Here is a 24296-nt window from a genome sequence, read left to right as displayed (position 1 = left end):
AATGAAAAACTATATCCTATTAGTCTCAATAACTGCTCTTTTTTATTCATGCGCTGAAGCTGCCAAAGAAGATAGCAGTTCAGAGGTCGATTCTGAAAATAGCATCAATTCCAAAGAAAACCAATCAGAAGCATCAACTGAGGATTTAGAAGTTTCACTAGAACAACTGGGAGGACTTTTTAACACCGGTGATAAAGAAGAAGGGGATACTAAACCCGAAGTTGAAGCGCTGAAAAAACTATTGCAAATGAGCGGTAGCTCAGAAGATGGCAGTATGGGCTCATTGCAAGAAATGATTTCGATGGAAGTCATTTTAGATTTGCTCGAAGACAGCGGAGTTTCTCGTGAAGAAATGGAAAAACTTATCAATAACCCAGATAGCCTAAAAATTCTTGCTCAAGAAGCCATAAAAAATAGAGAGCAAGCCCGGTTAGTAAAAGAGGGCAATATCGCCAAAGGCAGAATATCAAAAGAGCAATTGGCATCAAAAAATACAGCCACTGGAGTTTCCTTAGAGGAAGCCATTCTATTGGTGCAGGCAGAATCTGGGCCGGAAGCAACGATGGCCAAATTAAAAAAGATTGATTCCTTGGCCGGCACCAACGTTATGGAGCAGTTGGATCTTACAGAAGCTGGTTACCTAATGCAAGATGTGGCCGGGAAAAATGAAGCCCCAGCCAGTGGGGTAGAGCTAGAAAAGATAGAAGCCTTACGAAAATTATCGGGCCAATTGCATAGCGATAAAGAGGCAGTAGAATTACTTGCCCAACTGGAGAAAACAGAAGAGGCAATTGCCTCAGGTGAATTAAAGGCCAGTCCTCGTTACCAGCGTACCATTGAGCATCAAAGAAAAGCGGTCAAGATATTTAAAAAGGATTTTGAGCGAAAGGCAAGAGCTGCCAAGAAAAAGTTTAAACAGTTAAACCCCAATTTATATTTTGGAGAAGAAGCTGGGCAAACTTATGTAGGCCATATGAGAAAGGTGGTCTATCTGCCTTTAGGTAAACTTTCATTTGCTGATAGGGTTGTAAATGCAAAGCATCCCAAGTTAATGACCCAACAAAAAAACAATGTCCTGGGTGAACCAGATGTTATTAAAGGTTTTGATGTGGAAGATATATCTGGCATACACAGTTTGGGGCTTGGTGGCACACTCACAATCCAATTTATTGATAATGCCTTGACCAATGTCAATGGCCCCGACCTCTATATTTTTGAAATTGGTCAAATTGAGCCGACTAACCTAGAAATTTCAAAAGATGGTAAAACTTGGGTAAAGGTTGGCAAAATTGATGGTGGCGTTTCTGAGGTTGACATTGCCCCTTTTGTAAAACAAGGAGAACTTTTTTACTATGTGCGTCTCACCGATTTAAAAATGGACAGCGGACTACCTGGCGCCGATGTAGATGCCATCGCTGCCATTGGTGCAGCAATGCGATTGAACTTAGATAGCAAAGTATTATTTGCTACGGGTAAATCTGTATTAAAACCAGAAGGCATTGATGCCTTAAAAACATTAGCCAAAAGTATTTCTGTACTTAAAAAAGGAAGTGTCATTGTAGAAGGCCATACGGATGATGTAGGTAGTGAAGCAACCAACCAAAAATTATCATTGGCGCGAGCAAAAAGTGTCTCTGCCGAGTTAAAAAAACTTATGCCGGGAGTTGACTTTAGATGGAAAGAAAAAGGTCTAGGAGAATCTAAACCATTGGTAGAAAATAATAGCGATGAAAATAGGACTAAGAACCGAAGGGTTGAGGTTTTGGTCTTACCAAATTAAAATAGTTCCCCATAACTATTAATTATTTGAAACTAAAAATGATGAAAACAATTTTAAGTACAATCGCAGTAGTATGTATGGTCTTTTCAGTTAGGGCCAACGATTTGAAAATTCAAAAGATGAATTTAAGCTACTCCTCGACAACGGTTAATGTAGATGACCCGATAGATCTTTCAAGTATTATGAAAGATGTTCTGGGCAATAAAAGGGCCTATTTTATGACAGGCTCATTAACGATTCTTAAAGCTCCAAAAAAGGGAGATGTGGCCTCTTCCTTTGATCTTTCATTTCGTAACAGCATAATTACTGCCTATAAAGGTCGTGACTATATTCAGGCCAACCCTAAAGGAAAACGTAACGACAATAGCCGAAGCAATGAGGTGAGAATTTACGTTCACAAAGACAGTAAGGGAAAGGTTAATAAAGGAAATGTAAAACTAAATTGGAAAAGCGGTTCAACTGGCGAAATTGTTGGTATTTTATCCAATGTTAATGTATTGTACCAAAATGAAAGCATTTTAATTACTGGTTCGTTTCAAAAAAGCGGATATACCATAGGGGTTAGTCTTGCTATCTCAAAAGAGGCCAAGCTTATCTAAGAAGGTTGGGTCAAGTGGCTCTCTTAAAAACGTCATGATCTTCAGAAAGAGGGAGTAACATGAAAAACATAGCAATACTGGTTTTTTTAATAACAAATCTTAGGTTCAATAGCCAAGTATTTTCTCAATCACTTCAAGAAAGAGTAGTAGGAAAATGGCAGTTGGTGCAAACAAGCGGAGGTATAACTGGACGGGGGTTTCCAATAAAGAAGAAAATCGTCATAGAATTTACACCTGAGTGCAGGTTTAACAGGTATGAAAATGATTCTTTAAAATCCACCAGAACCTATCATTTAACAAAATCTAAGTTGCGTTATTCCGGGCAAGGCTATAAAGACATACTTGATCTAGGCAATGGTGGGTCATTTAATAACTCAATAAGAATCAATAAGAATCAACTGATTTTAGCACATGAGGCGGCAGATGGATTTGTAAAAATTTATAGTAAGATAAATGCTGAAAGGAAAATTAAAGAGGAATAAAATTTATACTTAAAAATGGAAATTATGAAAAATGCAGGTGTGGATACAAATGACTATTATGCTGTAATGGACCATTTTGGACTAGACTATTAAAATCTTTCGAGTTGTTATTAAAGAACCTTGGCCTTAATAGAGGTTCTTTAATAACTGACTTCAACTTCTTATTTCCTGCTAAATGTTGAATGAATGAGCTAAGAATCAGAGATGTTGTGTAATTTAAGATGCACAATTGTCATAGCAATCTTGCTTTGCTCCCTAAGGTTTTTGGAACGAATGTGTCTAATCCCTATAAAACAAAAAACCCTTGAAAATCAAGGGTTTGTGGTAGCGAGAGGGGGACTTGAACCCCCGACCTCAGGGTTATGAATCCTGCGCTCTAACCGCCTGAGCTACCTCGCCATGGTGCCGTTAAGCGGGTGCAAATATAAAGTTTAATTTTTGCTCAATCAAAATTCAAATTAATTTATTATTTGATATTTATTTTTATATCTTCCCGAATTATATCAAATGTTGAAAGGAAAAATTGAGCACGATAATGAGTGATAAGATTAAATTTGAAATAGAGTTTGTTATTCAAGCATCTCCACAGTTGCTTTACCAATATATTTCCACTCCCTCTGGTTTATCTGAATGGTATGCAGACAATGTAAATTCCCGTAGTGAAATGTTCACTTTTATTTGGGATGGTTCTGAAGAAAATGCTAAGATGTTAAAACGAAAAAGTGACGAGTTTGTTAAGTTTTCTTGGGAAGAAAATGAGGACGACAGCTTTTTTGAAATGCGTATTATTGTGGATGAAATCACCAAAGATGTTTCATTGTTCATAACTGACTTTGCAGATGATGATGAAGTGGATGAGGCAAAAATGCTTTGGGAAAACCAAGTATCTGACCTTAAACAAGTACTTGGATCAAAGTAGAGAGATTCTTAACTATAACGTATATTTGGCCTTGATTTTTTCAAGGCTTTTTTTATGGTCAATTTTAATGGCAAACTTTTTTCAGAAGAAAAAGATATTTTCAATTATAACAATAGGGGACTAAAGTACGGTGACGCTCTTTTTGAAACGGTAAGATGTGTTAACGGAACTATCTTTTTTTGGGAAGACCATTATTTTAGGTTGATGGCATCCATGCGTATCCTAAGAATGGAAATTCCTATGGAATTCACTTTGGAGTTTCTTGAGGAAGAGATTATAAAAACGGTCACTGAAAATGGCTTTGAAGCAAAGTCAGCTAGGGTTAGATTGACTGTCTTTAGAAGCGAAGGAGGATTATATGGCCCTATCACTAATGAAGTTTCATTTGTTATAGAAGTAAGCCCGTTGGAGTCCCCCTTTTATCTTGTTGATGAGGAAAAGTACGAAGTGGAGCTGTTCAAAGATTATTTTGTGAACAAAGACATGCTGTCCAATCTAAAAACCACCAATAAGATACTTAATGTTGTTGCCAGTGTTTACGCTAAGGAGAATGGATATGACAATTGTTTGCTCATCAATAACGATAAACAAGTTGTTGAGGTGATTAACGGAAATCTTTTTGTGGTAAAAGGGAATACTATAAAAACATCACCTTTAATTGATGGTTGTTTGAATGGTATTATTAGAAAAAAACTAATGGAAGTAATTGACTCCACGGAGGATTACGAGTTGTTGGAGGAATCCATATCACCGTTTGAACTTCAAAAGGCGGATGAACTTTTTATTACAAATAGCATCAAGGGTATAAGGCCTATATACAAGTACCGAAAAAAGGAATATACAAATACTGTTGCAAAAAGTCTTTTAGGGAAATTGAACGCGAAAGCTAGAATTGGCTAAACTAGTTTAAAGAGGGATTTTCAGGAGCATTGGACCATAGTAAATAATCACCACCCAATTCTACCATTTTCTCTTTCCAAAATGCATTGGAAGATTTTTCCAAGATGCTACTTTCATACTCATTTTGTACTACTACCCATGACTTTGAGGAAAGTTCTTGGTCCAATTGGCTGGAATCCCAGCCGGAATATCCTAAAAAGAAACGGATATCTTGTTCTGTAATGGTTTTGTTATTGATAAGTGCAACAGTCTTCTCAAAATTACCTCCCCAGAAAATACCATCGGAAATTTCGATGCTATCGTCAATAAGCTCTGGGACCTTATGTATAAAGTACAGGTTATCCTGCTCTACGGGTCCGCCATTAAAAACTTTAAAAGGAATTGTAATTTCAGAGATAAGGTCACAAATGTTATAATCCAACGGTTTATTCAGGATAAAACCTACAGAACCTTCATGATTATGCTCAGCAAGTAAGACTACAGACCTATTAAAAGAAACATCACCAGTAAGTGTTGGTTCTGCAACCAATAATTTTCCTTTTTTAGGCTCATCGCTAACCATAGTGTAACATTCTTATTTCTAAATGTAACATAATATCTGATAATTACAAAAAACTAGAACTTCGTTAAAATAAAAAAGCACTTCTTTTAAAAGAAGTGCTTCTGTATATCTAAAAATCTAATTGATTAGTTTACAGAACCGCTCAATTCTGCTCCTGCTTTGAACTTTACAACGTTCTTAGCTGCGATCTTGATAGTTTGTCCCGTTTGTGGGTTTCTACCGTCTCTTGCGTTTCTCCTGGATACTGACCAAGAACCAAAACCTACTAAAGAAACTCTGTTTCCTTTTTTAAGTGATCCCTCTACATTTCCTAAGAAAGATTCCAATGCTTTTTTGGCTGCTGCCTTAGTGATGCCCGCATCGGCTGCCATAGCATCGATTAATTCTGTTTTGTTCATAATGGAATTAAATTAATTGTTGTTAAAATAATTTTAATGCTAAACAAATTTATATGGATTTGCTTTTAACGCAAGTAAAACCAAGGGAAATAGGGTTTTTTGTTAATAACTTGAAACGTTTGTTGATAAAGTCGAAAAAAAAATCGACCAATTGCAAGCCTAGTGATAGTAAGGGTTTAGCGAAGGCATGCATTTTCATCAAGATTTAGACCATTCAAAATTTCAGATACTTGCATTTTTCGCTTCCCTGGTAATTGCAATTCAAGAAGTTGAAGATACCCCCCTTTTGCAGCAACTTTTAAAGTCTTTTTATCTGAAAAAAGATTGCCTATCGGATGCTCATGTTTGCAAGGCTCCATTTTCGCTTTGTAAATTTTTATGCTTTCTTCCTTCCCATTATTTATCATATGTGTCCAGGCAGCGGGATATGGACTTAAGCCTCTTATAAAGTCCTGTATTTTATTCAAGGGAGTATTCCAATCTATTCTACAAGTTTCTTTATGGATTTTGTAAGCAGGTTTTAAATCATCAAATTCTTTTTGTACAGTAGTTGAGAAATCATCATTGGCAATTTGTATACAGGTTTCCACAACTAATTTAGCGCCTAGTTCCATTAACCTATCATGGAGTGTACCTACATTATCTTCTGGATAAATTGTTTCTGTTTTTTGAAGTATGATATTCCCAGTATCAATTTTATCATCGATAAAAAATGTAGTTACGCCCGTTTCTGTTTCACCGTTAATAATGGCCCAATTTATTGGCGCTGCTCCACGATACTGGGGAAGGAGGGAAGCATGAAGATTAAACGTTCCATATTGCGGCATTTGCCAAACGGCTTTGGGAAGCATTCTAAAAGCAACCACTACCTGAAGATTTGCGCTTAGGTTTCTTAGTTCTTCCAAAAAACCTTTATCCTTTAGATTGGTAGGTTGCAATACTTTAAGGTTATGCTCAACAGCAAATTGTTTAACTGCTGATTCTTGAATTTTTCTTCCCCTACCTGCTGGTCTATCCGGCGCAGTAATTACACCCACAACATTAAAGCCAGCATCAAGAATATTTTTTAAACTTCCGACTGCAAAGTCGGGAGTTCCCATAAATACAATTCGTAAGGCGTTATTATGTTTGGATGGTGTACTCATTTTTATGATTCAATATAATTAATTCGTCTTCTAACATTTCTTGTAACACGCCCAATACTATCTTTTCTTCACCTTTAACTATCTGTATTAATTGTCTAGAGGTTTGCGGTGCAGTTTTCAAGAGGTCAAAGATGCTATCTTTTAATGAATTTGGTGGTACGTTGTCATTTTCCCTACAAATATCGCATGTACCGCAATTCTCTGTAGCTTTTTCTCCAAAATAGTTCAGCAAGAAAACACTACGGCACATTTTTGTGTTTTTTACATAATTCAACATGGCCTTCATGTTGTCTTGCTTTACAGTATTGAAATCTCTAATTTTTTTAGCGAATAGGTTAATAGTGCGATCATCTTCTCTAGGAACTAAAAAGGTGACTTCTAAATCGCTTGTTGTGTTTTTGTATTCTGCAATACCATCTTTATGTAATTGTTCTAGTATTTTTTTGATGGATTTTTCACGTTCTCCTGTTTTTTTAGATAGCAGATGAATATTTATTTTCGTTTCATAATCTGTAATTCCTCCATAAGTGCGCAGAATGGTTTGAATGATAGAAGCTTTTTTACGATTGTTTTTTAGGTATTCAAAAATACCTGCTTTTGAAGCTACAAATTTGAGTGTAGTCTTTTCATTAAAAGTATCGGATAATGCAATAACGGAGTTTTGGTCAAGAATCCTTAATCCGTTATACGCCATGTTAGGATTAAACTCATACCGTTTGCAAAACTTGTTGAATTTTAATGCAAAAGTTTCTGCCATTGATTCTCCATACGAAATCTGGAAATAGTTATTCAGTTGTACATATAGTTTCTTTAAAAAATCTACATCCGGTAAGGAAGATAAAAACTGTTGTTTGGCCAATTCTTCATCTTCTTTTGTAGTAACCAAAATAGCTGTTGATGTATTGCCGTCTCTTCCCGCTCTTCCTGCTTCTTGAAAATAACTTTCTAAACTATCCGGAATTTGATAGTGAACGACCAACCGTACATTAGGTTTGTCCACACCCATACCAAAAGCATTGGTAGCAACCATAATATTTACTTTCTCTTTTAACCATTGCTCTAACCTTTCCTCTTTTTCTGCCTTGGGAATACCTCCATGAAAAAATGAAGCTTTAAAACCATTTTTGTTCAAAAACTCAGAAAGAAATACAGACATTTTACGTGAGCGCACATAAACGATTGAACTTCCTGGAAAAGTGCTTACATGTTTTTTTAACTGATAGCGTTTATCTTCCGTTTCTTTTACTTTAAAAACAATGTTTGACCTAGAAAAAGAATCTTTAAATATTTTAGCCTGATCTAACTGTAGGTTTTCAACAATGTCTTCTATCACTTTTGGTGTTGCAGTGGCAGTAAGCGCAATCATAGGGGCGTTTGGGGCCAAATCCTTAAGAATAGCACAATCTAGATAAGCAGGTCTAAAGTCATTGCCCCATTGAGAGATGCAATGTGCTTCATCAATGGCAATAACATTTACGTTCATTTCCCTAATTCTTTCCTGAACTATGGATTGCTGTAAACGCTCAGGAGATAAGTATAAAAACTTGTAATTACCATATAGACAATTATCCAAGAGGTTATTAAGTTCTTCAAAAGAAATACCACCTGTAAGCGCCAAAGCTTTGATGTTTTTTTCTTTAAGTTGACTTACTTGGTTTTGTATTAAAGCAACTAAAGGAGAAACTACGATACAAATGCCTTCTTTTAGTAATGCGGGAACTTGGTAACAAACGGATTTTCCTCCACCGGTGGGCATTAATGCCAATACATCCTTATCATCCGTAACGGTATCAATAATTTCTTTTTGAGACCCTCTAAAACCATCATGACCCCAGTATTCCTTTAAAATGGTTTTGGCTTCTTTTTGCACTAATTTGGATTAATTGTGTCCAAAATAAATGCTATTCGGTCAGAAACAGGGTTCTTTGGAACAATAATAGGGTCATAACCGAACTTAGTATACGTATTGATCAATGCATCATGAATTTTTTCTGCTTCATCAAACGTTTCAAGTCTTTCATTATCAGAAATGTAAATCTCTTGCCATGGCGGCACAATGAATATGGAGTCGTAGCGATGGTCTTCACAGGCAGAAATGAATTCTTTCCCATAGGTTTGTTCAAAGAAATCCATATACGCAAGTACGTCTGGAATACCACGATCAAAGAAACTAATGGGAACATTTAATTCTAATGAATTTTTATAATGTTGTGTCCTACCAGAAAGTAAATCTTTGTTAAACTGCAAAGCATCCTCTACAAAGACCAAAGGGTTAGATACAAAAGCTTCTGGTTCACCTTCTTTTTTGGCATTTGAGGTCATATCCCTTATAATCTCATGAAAACAATGAAAACCTTTGTTTTCCAGTCCATTTATGATAGATGTTTTCCCTGTTCCCGGGGCTCCTGTAATAACTACCTTATCGTTCTTCAATCATTAATATTTACAAACACAAAGTAATGAAATAGGAAGAAGGAAAAAAAATTGTAGACTAACCCATATCTTTGTAAAAAAATTGCAGGATGGAGAAGGAGAAATCCGATGAGTTTTATTCTAGGCTTAAAGAACAGTTATTGGACAGCACAAAATGGCCATCCAATTATTTATATAAATTTATTGTGCCAACCGATGAGCAGCGAATTGGGCAAATAAATGATATTTTCAACAACACAGGGGCGGTTATAGAATCAAAAAAATCTAAAAAAGGTACATATACCAGTATTTCAATTACCGTACATTTAGATAGTCCAGACGAGGTAATTGCCAAATACAAGGAAGTATCAACTATAGAAGGGGTTATTTCCCTTTAAATCTAACGGATTGCCATAATTTTATTATTTTGCGAACGTTATCGGATAGACTTCCCAATAATTTAACTTCATTAAACTCTTAAATTTGAACTTAGTAGAGAATTTAGAATATAATACAGAGCGCTCTAAGCTCATTATTCCCGAGTATGGCCGTCATTTTCAGAAAATGGTGGATCATGCAGTTTCCATAGTGGATAGGGAAGAACGAAACAAAGTTGCCAAATCCATTATAAGTGTAATGGGCAATCTACAGCCTCACTTTCGTGATGTCCCGGATTTTCAACATAAGCTATGGGACCAACTTTTTATCATGTCCGATTTTAAATTGGATGTGGATTCACCTTTTCCCATTACTCCAAAAGAAGTATTGCAACAGCGTCCAGAACCTTTAGAATATCCTCAAAACCATCCTAAATACAGGTTTTATGGGAATAACATTAAGAGAATGGTAGATGTTGCCATAAGCTGGGAAAAGGGAGATATGCGTTCTGGTTTGGAATATGCCATTGCAAACCACATGAAAAAATGCTATTTAAACTGGAACAAGGATACCGTAGAAGATTCAGCCATTTTTAATCATTTAAAAGACTTGAGTGATGGACAGATTGACTTGGCACCAAACGGGGAGAGTTTAACGGATAGTGGACAATTCCTTAAGAATCGTTTGGCCAAATCTAATAGAAATGGCACCAATAACAACAATAAGAAGGGCCAAAGAAACAACAGAGGTAAAAAAAGGTATTAAATTCCAGAGGATTACATGGGAACATTTCGAATAGAAGGTGGGCACCAACTTCATGGTGAAATTACACCTCAAGGCGCAAAGAACGAAGCACTACAAATTCTTTGTGCGGTTTTGCTTTCAGGGGAAAAAATTACTATCAATAATATTCCAGACATTATCGATGTCAATAAGCTTATCGCTTTATTGGAAGATTTAGGAGTTAAAATCCAAAAAAAAGGAAAAGGCTGTTATACGTTCAAGGCTGATGATGTCAATTTAGAATACCTGCAGTCCGATCAGTTTAAGCAGGATGGTCGCGGATTAAGGGGCTCCATTATGCTCGTAGGTCCATTATTGGGCAGATTTGGTAAGGGTTATATTCCTAAACCAGGTGGAGATAAAATTGGAAGAAGACGTTTAGATACGCATTTTGAGGGATTTATAAAACTAGGAGCAAAGTTCAGGTACAATAAAGAAGAATATTTTTATGGCGTAGAAGCGGAAAAACTCAAGGGTACCTATATGCTTTTGGATGAAGCTTCAGTCACTGGAACTGCAAATATTGTTATGGCCGCTGTCTTGGCAGAAGGTACTACCACTATTTACAATGCAGCATGTGAACCTTATCTGCAACAGTTGTGTAAGATGTTGAACAGAATGGGAGCTAAGATATCTGGTATTGGTTCCAATCTTTTGACCATTGAAGGAGTCGATTCTTTAGGAGGAACAGAACATACCATGTTACCGGATATGATTGAAATTGGTAGCTGGGTTGGTTTGGCGGCGATGACCCGTAGTGAACTTACCATAAAAAATGTGAGTTGGGATGATTTGGGACAAATACCCAATGCGTTTCAAAAATTAGGTATTAGGCTAGAGCGGAAAGGGGATGATATTTATATTCCAAAGCATGAAGACGGATACGAAGTGCAGAATTATATAGACGGCTCAATCCTTACTATTGCAGATGCACCTTGGCCTGGTTTAACTCCGGATTTGCTTAGTATTTTATTGGTTGTGGCAATCCAAGCAAAAGGGGAAGTGGTCATCCATCAGAAAATGTTTGAAAGCCGATTGTTCTTTGTGGATAAATTGATAGATATGGGGGCCAAAATTATTTTATGCGACCCTCATCGAGCTACGGTGATAGGACATGATTTTAAATCTACCTTGAAAGCTACTACAATGGTTTCCCCAGATATTAGAGCTGGAGTTTCTTTGTTGATAGCTGCGCTTTCTGCGAAAGGAACATCTACTATTAATAATATAGAGCAGATAGATCGTGGTTATGAGAATATTGACGAACGTCTAAGAGCTATCGGCGCTAAGATTGTAAGAGTTTAAAAGAATTTTCAGTTTTTAAGAATGGTTCCAACTATTTGGGTCGTCACTATTGTTTGGCGAAAGTCCCAAGATGTCTCCCGTCGTATCAACCCCTAAACCAACTACGGTTCTATTGACATAGTTAAAATAGCTGGTTACCTGATTTATTTCAAGGATTTCTCCTTCAGTGAACCCAACTTGTTTAAGGTTTTCAATATCTTTCTTTTCTATAGTGCTATGATGCAAAGTGAGTTTTTCAGCGTATTGACATCCTGCAAAGTATTGGTCTGTAAAAAAGTCTTTGGTGCTACCGTTCATGACAGCATTGCGAAATCCTTCCGCCTTAGGGTCATCATTTAATATTCTTTTAAATCCTTCATAATGATGGTCAAAGCAATAGTCACATTGGTTTAAATGGCTTACAAAAGTTCCGAGCGCTTCTAAGTACCATTTTGGCAGCGTATTGTTGAAATTGTGCAGTACATTTTTGTACAAAGCCATGTGCCCCACCAAACTATGTGGTCTCAAGCTATGAATTTTGAGAACGTTGTCCACCTTGTTATTTGGCCCTTTTACTCTATCGTAAATCTTTTTAAGGGATGCATTGGCACTTTCATAATTGATTGTTTTTATCCAACTCATTTTGATGTTTTATGGGTGTAATAGAATCAATACATCGTATTAGGGTTGGCCGATTTCTTCGGTATTTGTTGAATAGCGTCCCAATGCTCGCATATTTTTCCTGTATCATCAAACCGGAAAAAGTCCATGGTTACATAATGGTCATCATTTGGCCAGCTTTGATGCGTGTGCAATGACACCAAGTTTCCCTCTGCAATGCATCTTACAAAATCAATAGATTTCTCTGGGTATTCTTTCTGCATTCGTTCAAAATAATCGATAAATCCCTGGGTTCCGTCCGCAACATCTGGATTATGCTGAATGTATTCGTTACCTACATATTTTTCAATGGCCAATTTTGGATTCCCCAGATAGGCCATTCTATAGAATTCAATTGCGTTTTGTTTATTTTTTTCCAAGCTCATGGTACAATGTATAAATTACTCATCGTTAATTCTTATCAAATTGAAAATCATACTGTATCTGTTTGCGTCCAGATTGATGAAGAAATTGCATGAAGAGTTAGCCCTTTTCTACCAAAGTACCATCTGGGTATTTGGCAAAACGACCCTTTTCTTTTTCATGTACATTATCTGGGTAGGGCCAAGGCCAACCACCAAATTGGGTTAAGCGGTATTCTTCCATGGCTTGTTGAATCTCCTCATCTGTATTCATAACAAATGGGCCATATTTAGCAACAGGTTCATCAATAGGTTTTCCTTGTAGCACTAAGAAGTGTGCTTTCTCAGAACCTATTTTTATAGTTGTTTCTTGAAAAGGATCTAATGCAATTCCAAAATTTGAATTAACCTTTTTATCTCCAAAATAGATTTCGGAACCTTCATAAAAATATAAGGTTCGGGTAGCTAATGTACCCACTTTTGGTAAGGTGTATTCTGTATTGGCTTCTACATGAATGTTCCAAATAGCCACTTCATTCTCCACTTTAGCCGCCCATGAATTTGGAGCAGGGTCATTGGCTTGGGTATTCTTGTAATTTCCGGCAACCACCTTTATTTGAGCATTTCCTTCATCAATAATCGGGATATCCTCATGCCAAAGCATTTTAAAATGAGGCTCCACAAACTTGTCGGCTTTAGGTAAGTTCAACCAAATTTGAAAAAGCTCCAAGGGATTATCTTTATCTGTATTCAGTAAAGGAAACATTTCAGAATGTTGCACACCACTTCCTGCGGTCATCCATTGTGTGTCGCCATCACCAAATCTTCCAGCAGCACCTAAAGAATCGGAATGATCACAATAACCCTTGTTTACAATGGTGATGGTCTCAAACCCACGATGGGGGTGATAGGGAAACCCAGGTATGGTCTGGCCATGATACATTCGCCATCCATCTTTTGTTGTGAAATCATTCCCAATGTTTCTACCTTCAAGAAGTTTAGGGTCGGGACCCATGGTTTCGGTTCCTTTTGGGTAATGGTCCAAATGATATACGCAAAAAAGAAAAGGATCTTGGGTCTGCCACGGAAACCCTAGCGGAAATGTTTGCAAGATAGCATGACTCATGATTAATGTTTTGCTGTGTTTATTTCAATCCAATACCCTTCAGGATCCTGAATGTAAATTTGCTTTACACCATCTGCTCTATCCGTTACGGAGCCTTTATTACCGGGCCAGTCATAAAAGTCAATGTCCTTTGAAATTAAGCGCTCAACAAAACCTTCCAAATTTTGGACCGCTAAGCACAAATGAATGCTTTTATCCTTTTTGAATTCAATGATATCTTTTTTAATCAAGTGTAATTGCGAATTTCCATAAATATTGAACCACCTGAATCCAGGCTTTCGCTCTGGATGCGGAATTTCTTCAAAACCAAAAACATCTTTATAAAAATCACCTGTTTTCATCAAGTTTGTTACTACAAGGGATTGATGGTCAAAATTAAAACTCACCCCATTCTGTTTGGCAGTGGTAAACTGAGTACTTAAATATTTTTGCTTCCACTGTCCATTCTCAAAATCACCAACGGTGAAATTATAGGTATGGGCATCAACATACTGCCAATAATCCGTAACTGTTGATTCGTTATAAGTGTAGGTATAAATAATATCTTTGCCTTTGCTTGTAACGGTACCTTCGGTTACTCCACCAAAAACATCAAACTCCCAAAACTTTATGGTGTTTGACTGTTCATCATACTTTCGAATACCATGGTTTCTATGACCATAAACCGTTCGTTCTTCATTAGTAAAACCTAAGGCATCTGTAAGAACAAGAGTGCTATCCAAACTGTATTTAAATTCAATTTCCTGCTTAAATTTTGAATCATCACCCCATTTGCCTTCAGCCTTCCAAGTTTTTCCAATTAGGTTATCAAAAAGAGACAATTTATTTTGTTGACCATGGGACTGAAAAATCAATCCCATGGCAAATACCACTAAATACTTCTTCATTTTTATTGTTTACCTCAAGGTTTATAGCGTTCCTTTTTTTGCGCTATTTTATCTAACAGAACTCAACTATTCCGTCTAGTTTTTTCCGATAGGTGGTGGACCGTCAATCATGGCTTCGTATTTTTCGTCGCCTTTTCTGGTCTTGAACTCTTCCTTAACTTTTTCCACCAACTTTGGGTTATCGAACAAGTCTGCCATGGTCATAGCCATTGCTTTAGATGCATAAACCATTCCTTTATGGCCAATGCTCATACCGCCACAAGCTACAACTGCCCATGAATGCCAAGGCGTATCTTTGGGTGCCACGGTTACACTTAGGTTAATGTTTGGCACATTCCAACTTACATCACCCACATCTGTTGAACCACCTCCTGGACTTTTTTCCGTTTCTCGTAAAGGCTGAATTTTGCTATCCATTCCTATTTCAGGTTTTCCTGTTGCATTTTGAATGGCCTTGCCGAATGTGATTTCATCCTCGGTGTACGAAATTGGACCCAAAAGCTCCAAATTCTTTTGCATAATTTCTCCTCCAGCCCTGTTTACCAAAACTTCATAAATCCCGGATACCAAGGATATTTTATAATCCACATTTGCCATAATCGCTGCTCCCTCGGCCATTTTTTTAACGCGCTCATAAGTAGGAAGCATTACTTTACGTTTAGGATCGCGTACCCTTACCCAAATCTTAGAATAATCTGGCACAACGTTTACAACTTGTCCACCATCCTGAATATGGTAATGGATTCTGGATGTTGGTAATATGTGTTCTCTATAATAGTTCATTCCTGTTGTGTACAGTTCCAGAGCATCAGAAGCACTGCGACCATTCCATGGATCTGCAGAGGCGTGCGCTGCTTGTCCGTAGAACTCGACTATAAAATCTATTAAAGAAAGACCGCTCTGTACATCAGCTTCAATGTTGGCTCCCGGGTGCCAGCTTACGTTCACATCAACATCATCCCAAAGTCCAGCTTCTACCATCCAAACTTTTGCAAAGTACTTCTCTTCCGCAGGCGTTCCCAAGAATTTCACGGTGCCTTTTAATTTTCCAGCTTCTATTTGTTCTTTAATTGCTATTGCTGCCCCTAAACTGGCTGCACCAAACATATTATGTCCACATCCATGGCCTGGTGCTCCGTCAATTCGTGGATTTTTGGTTGGCTCTGTTTTTTGGGAAAGGCCCGGTAGTGCATCAAATTCCCCCAAAACGCTTATCACGGGTTTTCCGGAGCCATACGTAGCAGTAAATGCAGTAGGGATGTCCGCTACACCTCTAGTAACGGTCAATCCATTTTTCTCAGCATAATCTGCCAAAACCTCTGCAGATTTAGATTCATTAAAAGCTGTTTCTGCAAGTGTCCAAATAGAGTCACTTATCTTGATAAGATTTTCTTTATGTGCTTCAACAGAGGCAACAATTGCTTTCTTGTTTGAATTCATTTTTTGCGCTGTCATCTGCATGGAAAGCAGGCAAAGAAGTACGAGTGTGGTTAATTTTTTCATTTTATAATGTTTGAATTAGTCCGTAGTTAGAAAGTCAATATCATTAGGCAAATTATTACTTTGAATAGGAAGAAGCCTAAACAATAAAAACGAATACTAAAAATACTGAAAAAGAGTTAACCTACAGCTTCTTTGTAAACTTTTAAACAACGTTCACGAGCCATTTTATGGTCAACCATTTTTGAAGGGTAGGTAAGATCTTGAAGTTCAGGAACCCATTTATTGATGTATTCCTTTTTACCATCAAACTTGTCCACTTGAGTAGTGGGGTTGAATATTCTAAAATATGGAGCGGCATCTACACCACTGCCAGAGGCCCATTGCCAGTTTCCAATATTACTGGCCAAGTCATAATCCAGCAACTTTTCAGCAAAGTAGGCTTCTCCCCAGCGCCAATCTATTAATAGATGTTTGCATAGAAAACTTGCAGTCAACATACGGACCCTATTGTGCATGAACCCCGTTGTATTTAACTCTCTCATACCAGCATCTACCAGCGGATAACCTGTTTGACCTTTTTTCCAAAGCTCAAATTCTGCTTCATTGTTGCGCCAAACAATACGGTCATATTTGGGTTTGAAAGCATTGTTCACCGTGTTTGGAAAATGCCATAAAATTTGCATGAAAAATTCACGCCAAATCAATTCGTTCCAAAATACTTCATTTTCCTCGGCAATGGCCTTTTTCATCATTTTCCGTATGGAAACCGTTCCAAACCGCAAGTAAGGCCCCAATCGTGAAGTGCCATTTTCCTTTGATGGAAAGTTTCGTGTTTCTTCATAGTGCTGTATAAGGTAGGGGGTAACCTTAAAATCGGGGACTTGTATATCGGAAGATTCAAAACCAATATCGCTGAGCTCTATGTTGGGCAGATTTGTCTTCTGATATAGTTTATGAAAGTTGGAAAATGTGTCATAGTCTATCAAATGCAGAGAAGGATTAAAGTTTTCTTTCCATCGGTTTTTGTAGGGAGTGTAGACCACATAAGGATTTCGGTCATTTTTCAGGATATCGTTCTTTTCAAAAATGATCTGGTCTTTAAATGTGTGGAAGTTTATATCATTCTTCTCTAAAAATGATTGTACCTGTCTATCACGATCTCTGGCATAGGGTTCATAATCATGGTTGGCGAAGACGGAATCTATTGTAAATTCTTTTAAAAGCTGTTCAAAAACTGTAAGTGGATTACCCTTGTACATGCCAATACCACTTTCAAATTTGTTTTGAAGTTCTTTTTTCATCTTTTGAAGCTGCTCATGAAAAAAAGAAACCCTTGCATCATTCTTGGGCAGTTTTTCAAGAATTTCAGTATCAAAAATAAAAATGGGCAACACTGGGTACTCGGTTTGCAAAGCTTGGTATAGCCCTACGTTGTCATCTAAACGTAAATCTCGTCGAAACCAAAAAATGCTAACCTTGTCTTTCATTAATTTACATTTAAAGTGGACATTCCTCCGTCAACTCCTAAAATTTGACCAGTGATCCAAGTACTTTTTTCGCTTAGTAAGAAGACTGCTAAGTTGGCAATATCCGTTGTTTTTCCAAATCTTTTTAATGGATGTCTTTCTGACATTAATTCCTTTTTCTTATCATTATTGAGTAAACGTTTTGCAAGAGGAGTATCTACCAATGAAGGGGCAATAGTATTCACGCGTATTTTTGGTGCATACTCTGCCGCCATTGACTTGGAAAACCCCTCGATAGCACCTTTTGCCGCTGCAACGCTTGTATGAAACGGCATTCCAGTACCTACTGCAACGGTGCTAAAAAATACCATACTTGAGCCTTCCGCCATTTTTGGGATTATTGTTTTGACTACATTCACAAGAGCAAAGAAATTCAAATGCATGTCCTCTTTAAAAGTGTCAATAGACAACATTTTAAACGGTTTTAGATTTATACTGCCGGGACAGTAAGCGAAACCGTGAATTTCATCAGGAAGTTGAGTTTCATCCAAAATATCTGTAGTGGCATCAAAAGGAATATGATGTACATCTATATCTTCTAATTCTTCATTGGTTCTTGAAGCAATGTAAACATTGTTCTCTTCCGCTAGGTTTTTAATCATTTCAAAACCAATACCATGCGATCCACCAATAAGTAAAATATTCTTTTTCATTCTTTTAAATTGATTTAAGTTCCAATGTGTTTGGGGTACCCTCAACTTCACCAAAAAGCTCAATCAATTTTTGCTCTCTGTATTTGAAAATTTCCCGTAGTTGCTTTTTCACTATGAAGGGGTAGGCCAACTGACCCAAAATACCGAAAGGAAGTTTGTAATCAATAATATCTTCCATTAAAACCCCTCCTTCCACTTCTTTAAGAAAATGCTTATGGTGCCATAGTGCATAGGGACCAAAACGCTGTTCATCAACAAAGTATTCACCACTGGCAACATGTGTAATTTCGGTCACCCATTTTGTATTGAAAAAAGGAAACGGTTTTACAATGTATTGAATGATTTGTCCTGGGAACATGGGTTTGTCTGCTCCCGACAATATATGAAACCCCATATGGTCTGGAGTAATTACCTTCAAATTTTTGGGACTAGAAAGGAAATCCCAAGCTTCTTGTTTAGATATTGGCAATACTTGGGTTGAACAAAGCTGATACAATTTCATTTGAGAGTTTTTACAAAGATAACTTCAAATTGTTTAATAAAAAACATAAAACATTAAACAAAATAGTGATTTCTATTCTTACTTTTTTTGAGTTGAAATAAAGTTGGATAAGCTACCCTATAGTGAATAGCTCTTTTAAGGGTTTCTTAACAATCCTAACATTCCTTTATATTTAGCTTTGTTGCACTAACAAATCTAAAACACTTTCTAATGAAAAAATTACTCTTATTACTATGCGTAGTATCTGTCTCCCTTACTGTGGAAGCTCAGATTAATACACCCGCTCCAAGCCCTTCTTCCAAGTTGGAACAAAAGGTTGGTTTAACGGATGTTACTGTTGATTATTCAAGACCTTCCATGCGTGGAAGAACAGTTTTTGGAGGCTTGGTTCCTTACAATAAACTATGGAGAACAGGAGCCAATGCATACACAAAAATTAGCTTTAGTACGGATGTTACCATAGCTGATCAAGAAGTTAAAGCTGGGACATATTCAATTTTTACAAAACCAGGTGAATCTAACTGGGAAGTATTCTTTTATACTGACACTCAAGGTGGCGGAACTCCTAGAGAATGGGATGATAGTAAAGTAGTGGCAAAAACCACAGTTCAAGTCTATCCAATGCCTATGCCCGTTGAAACGTTCACGATTACCATTGATGATTTAAAAAGTACTGGTGCTAACCTTGGAATTATATGGGAGAAGGTATATGTAGCAATTCCTTTTACTGTTCCTTCTGATGCAGCTGTTCTTAAAGATATTGAGAATACTTTGGCAGGACCTAGTGCAGGAGATTATTATACTGCGGCGGTTTATTATTTAAATGCGGACAAAGATATTTCCAAAGCTAAAGAATGGATGGAAAAAGCAATGTCTATGACAGAAGAGCCAAGATTTTGGCAATTGCGTCAGCAGTCTTTAATATATGCCAAGGCTGGAGATAAGAAAGCAGCTATTGAAACCGCTAAAAAATCATTGGCTGCATCTGAAACTGCAGGAAATGATGACTATGTTAAAATGAACAAAGATTCTTTAAAAGAATGGGGAGCTCTTTAAGAGTTCTTTTTTTAAAATTGAAAAGCCCACGTGTTAGCGTGGGTTTTTTTATGCTTTTAATGGAGGTTTACTTAGAAAGTTATCGAAGCTTTCAATGAGTACGGCAAGACAAATGACCAAAATACATCCAAATGCATTTAACCAGAGGTAAGACATCCAATCCATATACCATCCAATAATTACAATAACTTGGGTCACAATTGCGGCAATGAATACGGCATTTCCTTTAACAAACTTGAAGAAGAACGCCAAAAGGAAGATACCTAAAACATTACCATAAAAGATGGAACCGATAATGTTTACCAGTTGTATAAGATTGTCAAAAAGATTGGCAACACAGGCAATACAAATAGCTATGATACCCCAAAGTAGGGTAAATCCTTTGGTGGCGAGAACATAATGTTTCTCATTTTTTTCCTCTTTTTTGTTTCTTTTATATAAGTCCAATGCAGTGATGGTTCCAAGGGCATTTAACTCAGATGCGGTTGAAGACATGGCAGCGGAAAGGATAACGGCTAGAAGAAGTCCAATGAGTCCAGTAGGTAGATTATCTAAGATAAAATGAATAAAAACATAATCCTTATCATTGGTTTCTACGGAATCATTGGCTTTTGCTATAAGAGTTTTGGCTGTATCCCTACTTGCCCTTTCTTTTTGGTTGATTTTTAAAATGTCTTGTTTTGCTTGTTCAATAGCGTTGTATTCCTTCAACTCCAAAGCTGCCGAAAAAGCATTTTGTGCTATTCTTTTCTCCTGCTCCAATGCTAAATGTTCTTGCTCCAATGCTTCATATTCCCCCAAATACTCCGATTCCATTACCGCTTGTGTAGCAGCCGGATTAAAGTTTAATGGGGATGGGTTATACTGATAAAAAACGAACACCATTGCACCAACCAGTAATATGAAAAACTGCATTGGAATTTTAAAAACACCATTAAAAATAAGCCCCAGCTGGCTTTCGCGAACAGATTTGCCGGAAAGGTAACGTTGTACTTGACTTTGATCCGTGCCAAAATAGGCGAGCGCTAAAAAGAACCCCCCAGTTATACCGCTCCAAAAGGTATATCTATTATTAGTGTCAAGACTAAAGTCCAAAATCTCCAGTTTACCATTTGCTCCCGCTATTTTTAAAGCTTCACCGAAGGATACATTTGTAGGAAGGGATCCAAGGATAAAGAAGAAAGCAAAGAACATGCCCACCATAATGATGAACATTTGTTGTTTTTGGGTTACGCTAACAGCTTTGGTACCTCCTGATACCGTATAGATGATTACCAAAATCCCAATTATAACATTCAATGTGCGCAAGTCCCAACCCAATACGGCAGAAAGTATGATGGAAGGGGCAAATATTGTTATTCCAGCGGCTAAACCTCTTTGAATTAAAAACAATATTGCAGTTAGGGTACGAGTTTTTAAATCGAACCGGCCTTCCAGCATCTCATATGCAGTAAAAACTTTAAGTTTTTTATAAATAGGAATAAATACCAAACAGATAAAAATCATGGCCAATGGCAATCCAAAGTAGAATTGTACAAAACCTAACCCATCATGAAAAGCTTGACCTGGAGTGGATAAAAAAGTAATAGCGCTGGCCTGGGTGGCCATTACTGAAAGACCTATTGTCCACCATTTGGCATCATTACCACCGCGAACATAATCATCCACATTTTTACTTCCTCGGGTTTTCCAGACCCCATATCCAACAATAAATAATAGTGCACTACCTAGAACAATCCAATCTAATACGCCCATTAAAAATTTTAGTTATTTAATACCATTATGAAGTAAAAAATCAAAATATAAGCAAAATTGAGGAGAAGCACTATTGAATATTCTTTCTTCCAAACTACCTTACTTTCCATTTTATCCTTTGACATCACTTTCGGTTTTTACTTCGCTTTTTCCTACGGAAAGCATATTTGCAAAAAGTTTATAAGCCCCAGATACACCGGCGGGAAGTTCTCTGAAAAAGCTTAGACCAGTATAGATGTAATGACCTTCTCCATGAGGAGCTACTAAAAGGCTGCCATTTTTTGGGTCTTCACCTTCATCACTCATAGAAAGTATTGGTGTGAATTCTGAGCTCCATTCTTTAGGGAAATACAGACCTCTTTCTTGAACCCATCCATTAAAATCATTTTCCTTAATAGTGTTGGGAAAGTTAACGAGGGAATGATTGTTTGCTATAATACTTACTGCTGCTGTCTCGTCCGTGACTCTATCTCTAGATAAGGTAAGGTCGTATGGAGCAATATTCTCAAATTGTTTGGACCATCTACCTGCAGTATTGTATTGAACCACCATATTTCCTCCACGTTCAACATAGTCAAACAAAATAGGCTGCTTAAACTTTAAATCTTCTACAACATTATATGCCCTAATGCCTACTACTACTGCATCATATTTGTCCAGGGATCCTTTTTGGATATCCTTTGGGTCAATGATATGCACTTGATACCCTATTTGCTCTAGACTTTCTGGAACTTTATCTCCTGCACCAACTATATAACCAATATGTTCTCCAGATTTTTGAATATTCATTCTAACCACTTTGGCCTCGGAAGGCAATAAAATAGATTGCTTGGGAATATGTTGGTAACCAATTTCCACAAGCTCTTTGTCATATGACTTGTTTGCAATAGTGATAATTGGGGAAATCTTACCCTCGCTATCCACATCGGGTGGTGTTATTTTAAAAGTAACGGATTGTTCCTGTCCTTTTTGCGTAATTGAAAAGGACTTGTTTTTTGGGGAAACAGTCCACCCCAAAGGATGTTGCAATGTTATTGTACCCGAAACACTATCTCTTCCGGCTTTTACATTTACTAGTACATCTTTAGTTTTGGAATCAGAAAAAATTAAAACTTTTTCTTCTATTTTGGAAGTTGCTTCTGGAAGTACCACAAAAGGTTCATATAATTCCCCTCTGTCTGGTTTTGAATGTCGGAATACAACAGGTTTGATGAAATGAATTTCAACACCATCAAAATCTAGAGTGAATTGAGCATTGAAAGCACTGGGTGTTTCCGCCTTCCCTATCATTTTTTGGCTTTTAACGGTATACATGCCCAAACTACCTGGTTCCTTTAACCAGTATGGTCCGGAAATAGTGGTTGTTTCGGGAACGGAGAATTCAATGCTAAAGTTTTCCTTTTTGTTTTCTGATAAAACTTTATTGGGCAGCATATTTGTTTCTGAACCCATGAATTTAATTTCTCTTAGGGATACGTTTTGTGCGCTTCGATTTAAGGCTTCTACATTAAGTTTAGAAATATTACCTAGGGTAGTGGATGCTGATTCAGCACTGATTTCCAAATACAGCCCTGAACATGCCAGTATCAGAGACCTTAATTCTTCTGATTTTAAAACTTTCCAGTGCTCGTCCTCTATATTTTGTAATAGTTGATAAGCTTTCACCAATTCAGGAACATGCTTAGAGGGATTGGAAAAATCAAAGTTTTCTTCCACCTTGTATAAAATGTCACCTATTTCCTTACCGCCTTTTACTCTGGACCAAGTGGTGTTTATGCCATCAAACAGATTGTTGCTTGCAGGTAAATCTCCTTTTAATAATTCTACGTACTCATCTTGGGAACCTCTTGTGGTAACTCTTCCAAAACCCTGACATAAATGTTGGCTGCTGGCCATTGATGCTATTTCATTGTTGGAAAGTCCAAGTTCTGGATAAAAAACACCAACATCCATTTTCAACATGTTGGATTTGTCCGCCTTCTCAAAATTTTCTTGACTACCATAAAACCACCAAGAAGTATTGAAAAACACTCTTCTTGGTTGCCAAGTAGAAGTAAGTTTTAACTGCTCTGGATAGGCATCCTGGTCATTGGCGATGTCAAATGCCTCCATACTCAACATGGCAGACGAAGTATGATGTCCATGCGTAGTGCCAGGAGTTCTGTGGTCAAAACGATTGATAATAACATCTGGCTTTAAATTTCGGATGGCCCAAACCACATCACCCAAGACCTTTTCTTTATCCCATATTCTATGGGTTTCTTTTGGGTGTTTGGAGTATCCAAAATCATTAGCTCGAGTAAACCATTGTTCTCCACCATCAATTCTTCTAGCGGCCAAAAGTTCTTGCGTTCTTAACACACCTAGAAGTTCCCTTAGTTCTGAACCAATCAAATTTTGACCACCATCACCTCTGGTAAGGGAAAGATATGCGGTACGCGCTTTGTCATGATTGGACAAGTAAGAGATTAGTCTTGTATTTTCATCATCTGGATGTGCAGCAATATAAAGTGCTGTTCCTAAAAAATTTAATTTTTGAAGGCTGTGATGTATTTCTGTAGATGAAGGTTTATTAGGCTTTTGAGCATAAGTATTTGAAACAACTGTAGCTAAAGTCAGAATGCTGACCCAAAAGTTTCGCATAGGAAGTTTTTTAGTGGTTACTCCAAATATAGAAAGATTCA

24 protein-coding genes and 1 tRNA gene are annotated in these 24296 nt (G+C 37.2%); 9 read left to right on the top strand and 16 right to left on the bottom strand.

Annotated elements, in window-relative coordinates:
- Position 1: 1 nt before the first annotated feature.
- Genes LV704_RS19500 through LV704_RS19490 form a run of 3 tightly spaced genes read left to right on the top strand, consistent with a single transcriptional unit; the run spans position 2 to position 2861 of the window.
- A complete protein-coding gene (locus LV704_RS19500; RefSeq protein ID WP_163422015.1) occupies positions 2-1780 on the top strand; it encodes an OmpA family protein in 1779 nt (592 codons plus the stop codon).
- 38 nt (positions 1781-1818) lie between these two features.
- Entirely contained in the window at positions 1819-2379 is a 561-nt protein-coding gene (locus tag LV704_RS19495; protein ID WP_163422016.1) for a hypothetical protein, read from the top strand.
- Between the two features lie 59 nt (positions 2380-2438).
- On the top strand, positions 2439-2861 hold the full coding sequence (locus tag LV704_RS19490) for a hypothetical protein (protein WP_163422017.1): 423 nt from the start codon (positions 2439-2441) through the stop codon (positions 2859-2861).
- Between the two features lie 322 nt (positions 2862-3183).
- Here the strand turns inward: LV704_RS19490 and LV704_RS19485 are convergent.
- Positions 3184-3260: transfer RNA gene (locus tag LV704_RS19485), tRNA-Met, on the bottom strand.
- 136 nt (positions 3261-3396) lie between these two features.
- Here LV704_RS19485 and LV704_RS19480 point away from each other — a divergent pair.
- Entirely contained in the window at positions 3397-3780 is a 384-nt protein-coding gene (locus LV704_RS19480; RefSeq protein ID WP_163422018.1) for an START-like domain-containing protein, read from the top strand.
- A gap of 54 nt (positions 3781-3834) precedes the next feature.
- Positions 3835-4680, top strand: a complete 846-nt coding sequence (locus LV704_RS19475; RefSeq protein WP_163422019.1) for an aminotransferase class IV — start codon at positions 3835-3837, stop codon at positions 4678-4680.
- Position 4681: 1 nt separating this feature from the next.
- Here the strand turns inward: LV704_RS19475 and LV704_RS19470 are convergent, their stop codons facing one another.
- The 5 genes from LV704_RS19470 to LV704_RS19450 all read right to left on the bottom strand — a co-directional run bounded on the left by LV704_RS19470 (position 4682) and on the right by LV704_RS19450 (position 9218).
- Positions 4682-5242 carry a YqgE/AlgH family protein gene (locus LV704_RS19470; RefSeq protein ID WP_163422020.1) on the bottom strand — a complete coding sequence of 187 codons (561 nt, stop codon included), beginning with the start codon at positions 5240-5242 and terminating at the stop codon, positions 4682-4684.
- Between the two features lie 125 nt (positions 5243-5367).
- Complete coding sequence (locus LV704_RS19465; RefSeq protein ID WP_055392938.1) at positions 5368-5640, bottom strand: HU family DNA-binding protein; 273 nt, start codon at positions 5638-5640, stop codon at positions 5368-5370.
- Between the two features lie 176 nt (positions 5641-5816).
- Positions 5817-6785 (bottom strand): methionyl-tRNA formyltransferase, encoded by a 969-nt coding sequence (gene fmt / locus LV704_RS19460; RefSeq protein ID WP_163422021.1) that lies wholly within the window; start codon positions 6783-6785, stop codon positions 5817-5819.
- Positions 6763-8655, bottom strand: coding sequence for an ATP-dependent DNA helicase RecQ (locus LV704_RS19455; protein WP_163422022.1), 1893 nt, complete (start codon positions 8653-8655; stop codon positions 6763-6765). Before LV704_RS19455 ends, fmt begins: the two co-directional genes overlap by 23 nt.
- Positions 8655-9218 (bottom strand): AAA family ATPase, encoded by a 564-nt coding sequence (locus tag LV704_RS19450; RefSeq protein ID WP_163422023.1) that lies wholly within the window; start codon positions 9216-9218, stop codon positions 8655-8657. Before LV704_RS19450 ends, LV704_RS19455 begins: the two co-directional genes overlap by 1 nt.
- Before the next feature lie 89 nt (positions 9219-9307).
- Here LV704_RS19450 and LV704_RS19445 point away from each other — a divergent pair, with 89 nt between their 5' ends.
- From LV704_RS19445 to murA, 3 genes are all read left to right on the top strand, one after another.
- Complete coding sequence (locus LV704_RS19445) at positions 9308-9595, top strand: DUF493 family protein (protein ID WP_163422024.1); 288 nt, start codon at positions 9308-9310, stop codon at positions 9593-9595.
- 85 nt (positions 9596-9680) lie between these two features.
- On the top strand, positions 9681-10340 hold the full coding sequence (locus LV704_RS19440) for a DUF4290 domain-containing protein (protein WP_163422025.1): 660 nt from the start codon (positions 9681-9683) through the stop codon (positions 10338-10340).
- A gap of 15 nt (positions 10341-10355) precedes the next feature.
- Positions 10356-11663 carry a UDP-N-acetylglucosamine 1-carboxyvinyltransferase gene (murA, locus tag LV704_RS19435; protein ID WP_163422026.1) on the top strand — a complete coding sequence of 436 codons (1308 nt, stop codon included), beginning with the start codon at positions 10356-10358 and terminating at the stop codon, positions 11661-11663.
- Between the two features lie 15 nt (positions 11664-11678).
- Here murA and LV704_RS19430 read toward each other — a convergent pair whose 3' ends face one another.
- From LV704_RS19430 to LV704_RS19395, 8 genes are all read right to left on the bottom strand, one after another.
- The gene (locus LV704_RS19430; protein WP_163422027.1) at positions 11679-12284 is read right to left on the bottom strand and encodes a carboxymuconolactone decarboxylase family protein; all 606 of its coding nucleotides are present in this window, start codon (positions 12282-12284) and stop codon (positions 11679-11681) included.
- Between the two features lie 26 nt (positions 12285-12310).
- Positions 12311-12688 (bottom strand): nuclear transport factor 2 family protein, encoded by a 378-nt coding sequence (locus LV704_RS19425; protein WP_163422028.1) that lies wholly within the window; start codon positions 12686-12688, stop codon positions 12311-12313.
- A gap of 97 nt (positions 12689-12785) precedes the next feature.
- The gene (locus tag LV704_RS19420; RefSeq protein WP_163422029.1) at positions 12786-13790 is read right to left on the bottom strand and encodes a pirin family protein; all 1005 of its coding nucleotides are present in this window, start codon (positions 13788-13790) and stop codon (positions 12786-12788) included.
- Positions 13791-13792: 2 nt separating this feature from the next.
- Entirely contained in the window at positions 13793-14677 is an 885-nt protein-coding gene (locus tag LV704_RS19415) for a VOC family protein (protein WP_233782094.1), read from the bottom strand.
- A gap of 75 nt (positions 14678-14752) precedes the next feature.
- Positions 14753-16180 carry an amidohydrolase gene (locus LV704_RS19410; protein WP_163422030.1) on the bottom strand — a complete coding sequence of 476 codons (1428 nt, stop codon included), beginning with the start codon at positions 16178-16180 and terminating at the stop codon, positions 14753-14755.
- A gap of 116 nt (positions 16181-16296) precedes the next feature.
- Entirely contained in the window at positions 16297-17607 is a 1311-nt protein-coding gene (locus tag LV704_RS19405) for a deoxyribodipyrimidine photo-lyase (RefSeq protein WP_163422031.1), read from the bottom strand.
- A complete protein-coding gene (locus tag LV704_RS19400) occupies positions 17607-18299 on the bottom strand; it encodes an SDR family NAD(P)-dependent oxidoreductase (protein WP_163422032.1) in 693 nt (230 codons plus the stop codon). Before LV704_RS19400 ends, LV704_RS19405 begins: the two co-directional genes overlap by 1 nt.
- Positions 18300-18303: 4 nt before the next feature.
- A complete protein-coding gene (locus LV704_RS19395) occupies positions 18304-18801 on the bottom strand; it encodes an SRPBCC family protein (RefSeq protein WP_163422033.1) in 498 nt (165 codons plus the stop codon).
- 210 nt (positions 18802-19011) lie between these two features.
- Between LV704_RS19395 and LV704_RS19390 the strand changes: the two genes are divergently transcribed.
- Positions 19012-19857: a DUF2911 domain-containing protein gene (locus LV704_RS19390; protein ID WP_163422034.1), complete on the top strand. Its 846-nt coding sequence runs from the start codon at positions 19012-19014 to the stop codon at positions 19855-19857.
- 48 nt (positions 19858-19905) lie between these two features.
- On the opposite strand, the gene LV704_RS19385 is transcribed toward LV704_RS19390, so the two are convergent.
- Together LV704_RS19385 and LV704_RS19380 are read right to left on the bottom strand one after the other, a co-directional pair.
- Positions 19906-21612 (bottom strand): sodium:solute symporter, encoded by a 1707-nt coding sequence (locus tag LV704_RS19385; protein WP_163422035.1) that lies wholly within the window; start codon positions 21610-21612, stop codon positions 19906-19908.
- A 111-nt stretch (positions 21613-21723) separates the two neighbouring features.
- The gene (locus tag LV704_RS19380) at positions 21724-24255 is read right to left on the bottom strand and encodes a PIG-L family deacetylase (RefSeq protein ID WP_163422036.1); all 2532 of its coding nucleotides are present in this window, start codon (positions 24253-24255) and stop codon (positions 21724-21726) included.
- Positions 24256-24296: the final 41 nt, after the last annotated feature.

Origin of the sequence: Flagellimonas sp. CMM7 (assembly GCF_021390195.1) — a bacterium.
GTDB lineage: Bacteria > Bacteroidota > Bacteroidia > Flavobacteriales > Flavobacteriaceae > Flagellimonas.
The sequence above is the reverse complement of the archived record's forward strand: the minus strand, read 5'-3'. Positions and strand labels throughout refer to the sequence as shown.

Coding starts and splice junctions, on each gene's coding strand:
- LV704_RS19500 (WP_163422015.1), top strand. CDS start 2: ATGAAAAACTATATCCTATTAGTCTCAATAACTGCTCTTTTTTATTCA.
- LV704_RS19495 (WP_163422016.1), top strand. CDS start 1,819: ATGATGAAAACAATTTTAAGTACAATCGCAGTAGTATGTATGGTCTTT.
- LV704_RS19490 (WP_163422017.1), top strand. CDS start 2,439: ATGAAAAACATAGCAATACTGGTTTTTTTAATAACAAATCTTAGGTTC.
- LV704_RS19480 (WP_163422018.1), top strand. CDS start 3,397: ATGAGTGATAAGATTAAATTTGAAATAGAGTTTGTTATTCAAGCATCT.
- LV704_RS19475 (WP_163422019.1), top strand. CDS start 3,835: ATGGTCAATTTTAATGGCAAACTTTTTTCAGAAGAAAAAGATATTTTC.
- LV704_RS19470 (WP_163422020.1), bottom strand. CDS start 5,242: ATGGTTAGCGATGAGCCTAAAAAAGGAAAATTATTGGTTGCAGAACCA.
- LV704_RS19465 (WP_055392938.1), bottom strand. CDS start 5,640: ATGAACAAAACAGAATTAATCGATGCTATGGCAGCCGATGCGGGCATC.
- fmt (WP_163422021.1), bottom strand. CDS start 6,785: ATGAGTACACCATCCAAACATAATAACGCCTTACGAATTGTATTTATG.
- LV704_RS19445 (WP_163422024.1), top strand. CDS start 9,308: ATGGAGAAGGAGAAATCCGATGAGTTTTATTCTAGGCTTAAAGAACAG.
- murA (WP_163422026.1), top strand. CDS start 10,356: ATGGGAACATTTCGAATAGAAGGTGGGCACCAACTTCATGGTGAAATT.
- LV704_RS19430 (WP_163422027.1), bottom strand. CDS start 12,284: ATGAGTTGGATAAAAACAATCAATTATGAAAGTGCCAATGCATCCCTT.
- LV704_RS19425 (WP_163422028.1), bottom strand. CDS start 12,688: ATGAGCTTGGAAAAAAATAAACAAAACGCAATTGAATTCTATAGAATG.
- LV704_RS19420 (WP_163422029.1), bottom strand. CDS start 13,790: ATGAGTCATGCTATCTTGCAAACATTTCCGCTAGGGTTTCCGTGGCAG.
- LV704_RS19415 (WP_233782094.1), bottom strand. CDS start 14,677: ATGAAGAAGTATTTAGTGGTATTTGCCATGGGATTGATTTTTCAGTCC.
- LV704_RS19410 (WP_163422030.1), bottom strand. CDS start 16,180: ATGAAAAAATTAACCACACTCGTACTTCTTTGCCTGCTTTCCATGCAG.
- LV704_RS19405 (WP_163422031.1), bottom strand. CDS start 17,607: ATGAAAGACAAGGTTAGCATTTTTTGGTTTCGACGAGATTTACGTTTA.
- LV704_RS19400 (WP_163422032.1), bottom strand. CDS start 18,299: ATGAAAAAGAATATTTTACTTATTGGTGGATCGCATGGTATTGGTTTT.
- LV704_RS19395 (WP_163422033.1), bottom strand. CDS start 18,801: ATGAAATTGTATCAGCTTTGTTCAACCCAAGTATTGCCAATATCTAAA.
- LV704_RS19390 (WP_163422034.1), top strand. CDS start 19,012: ATGAAAAAATTACTCTTATTACTATGCGTAGTATCTGTCTCCCTTACT.
- LV704_RS19385 (WP_163422035.1), bottom strand. CDS start 21,612: ATGGGCGTATTAGATTGGATTGTTCTAGGTAGTGCACTATTATTTATT.
- LV704_RS19380 (WP_163422036.1), bottom strand. CDS start 24,255: ATGCGAAACTTTTGGGTCAGCATTCTGACTTTAGCTACAGTTGTTTCA.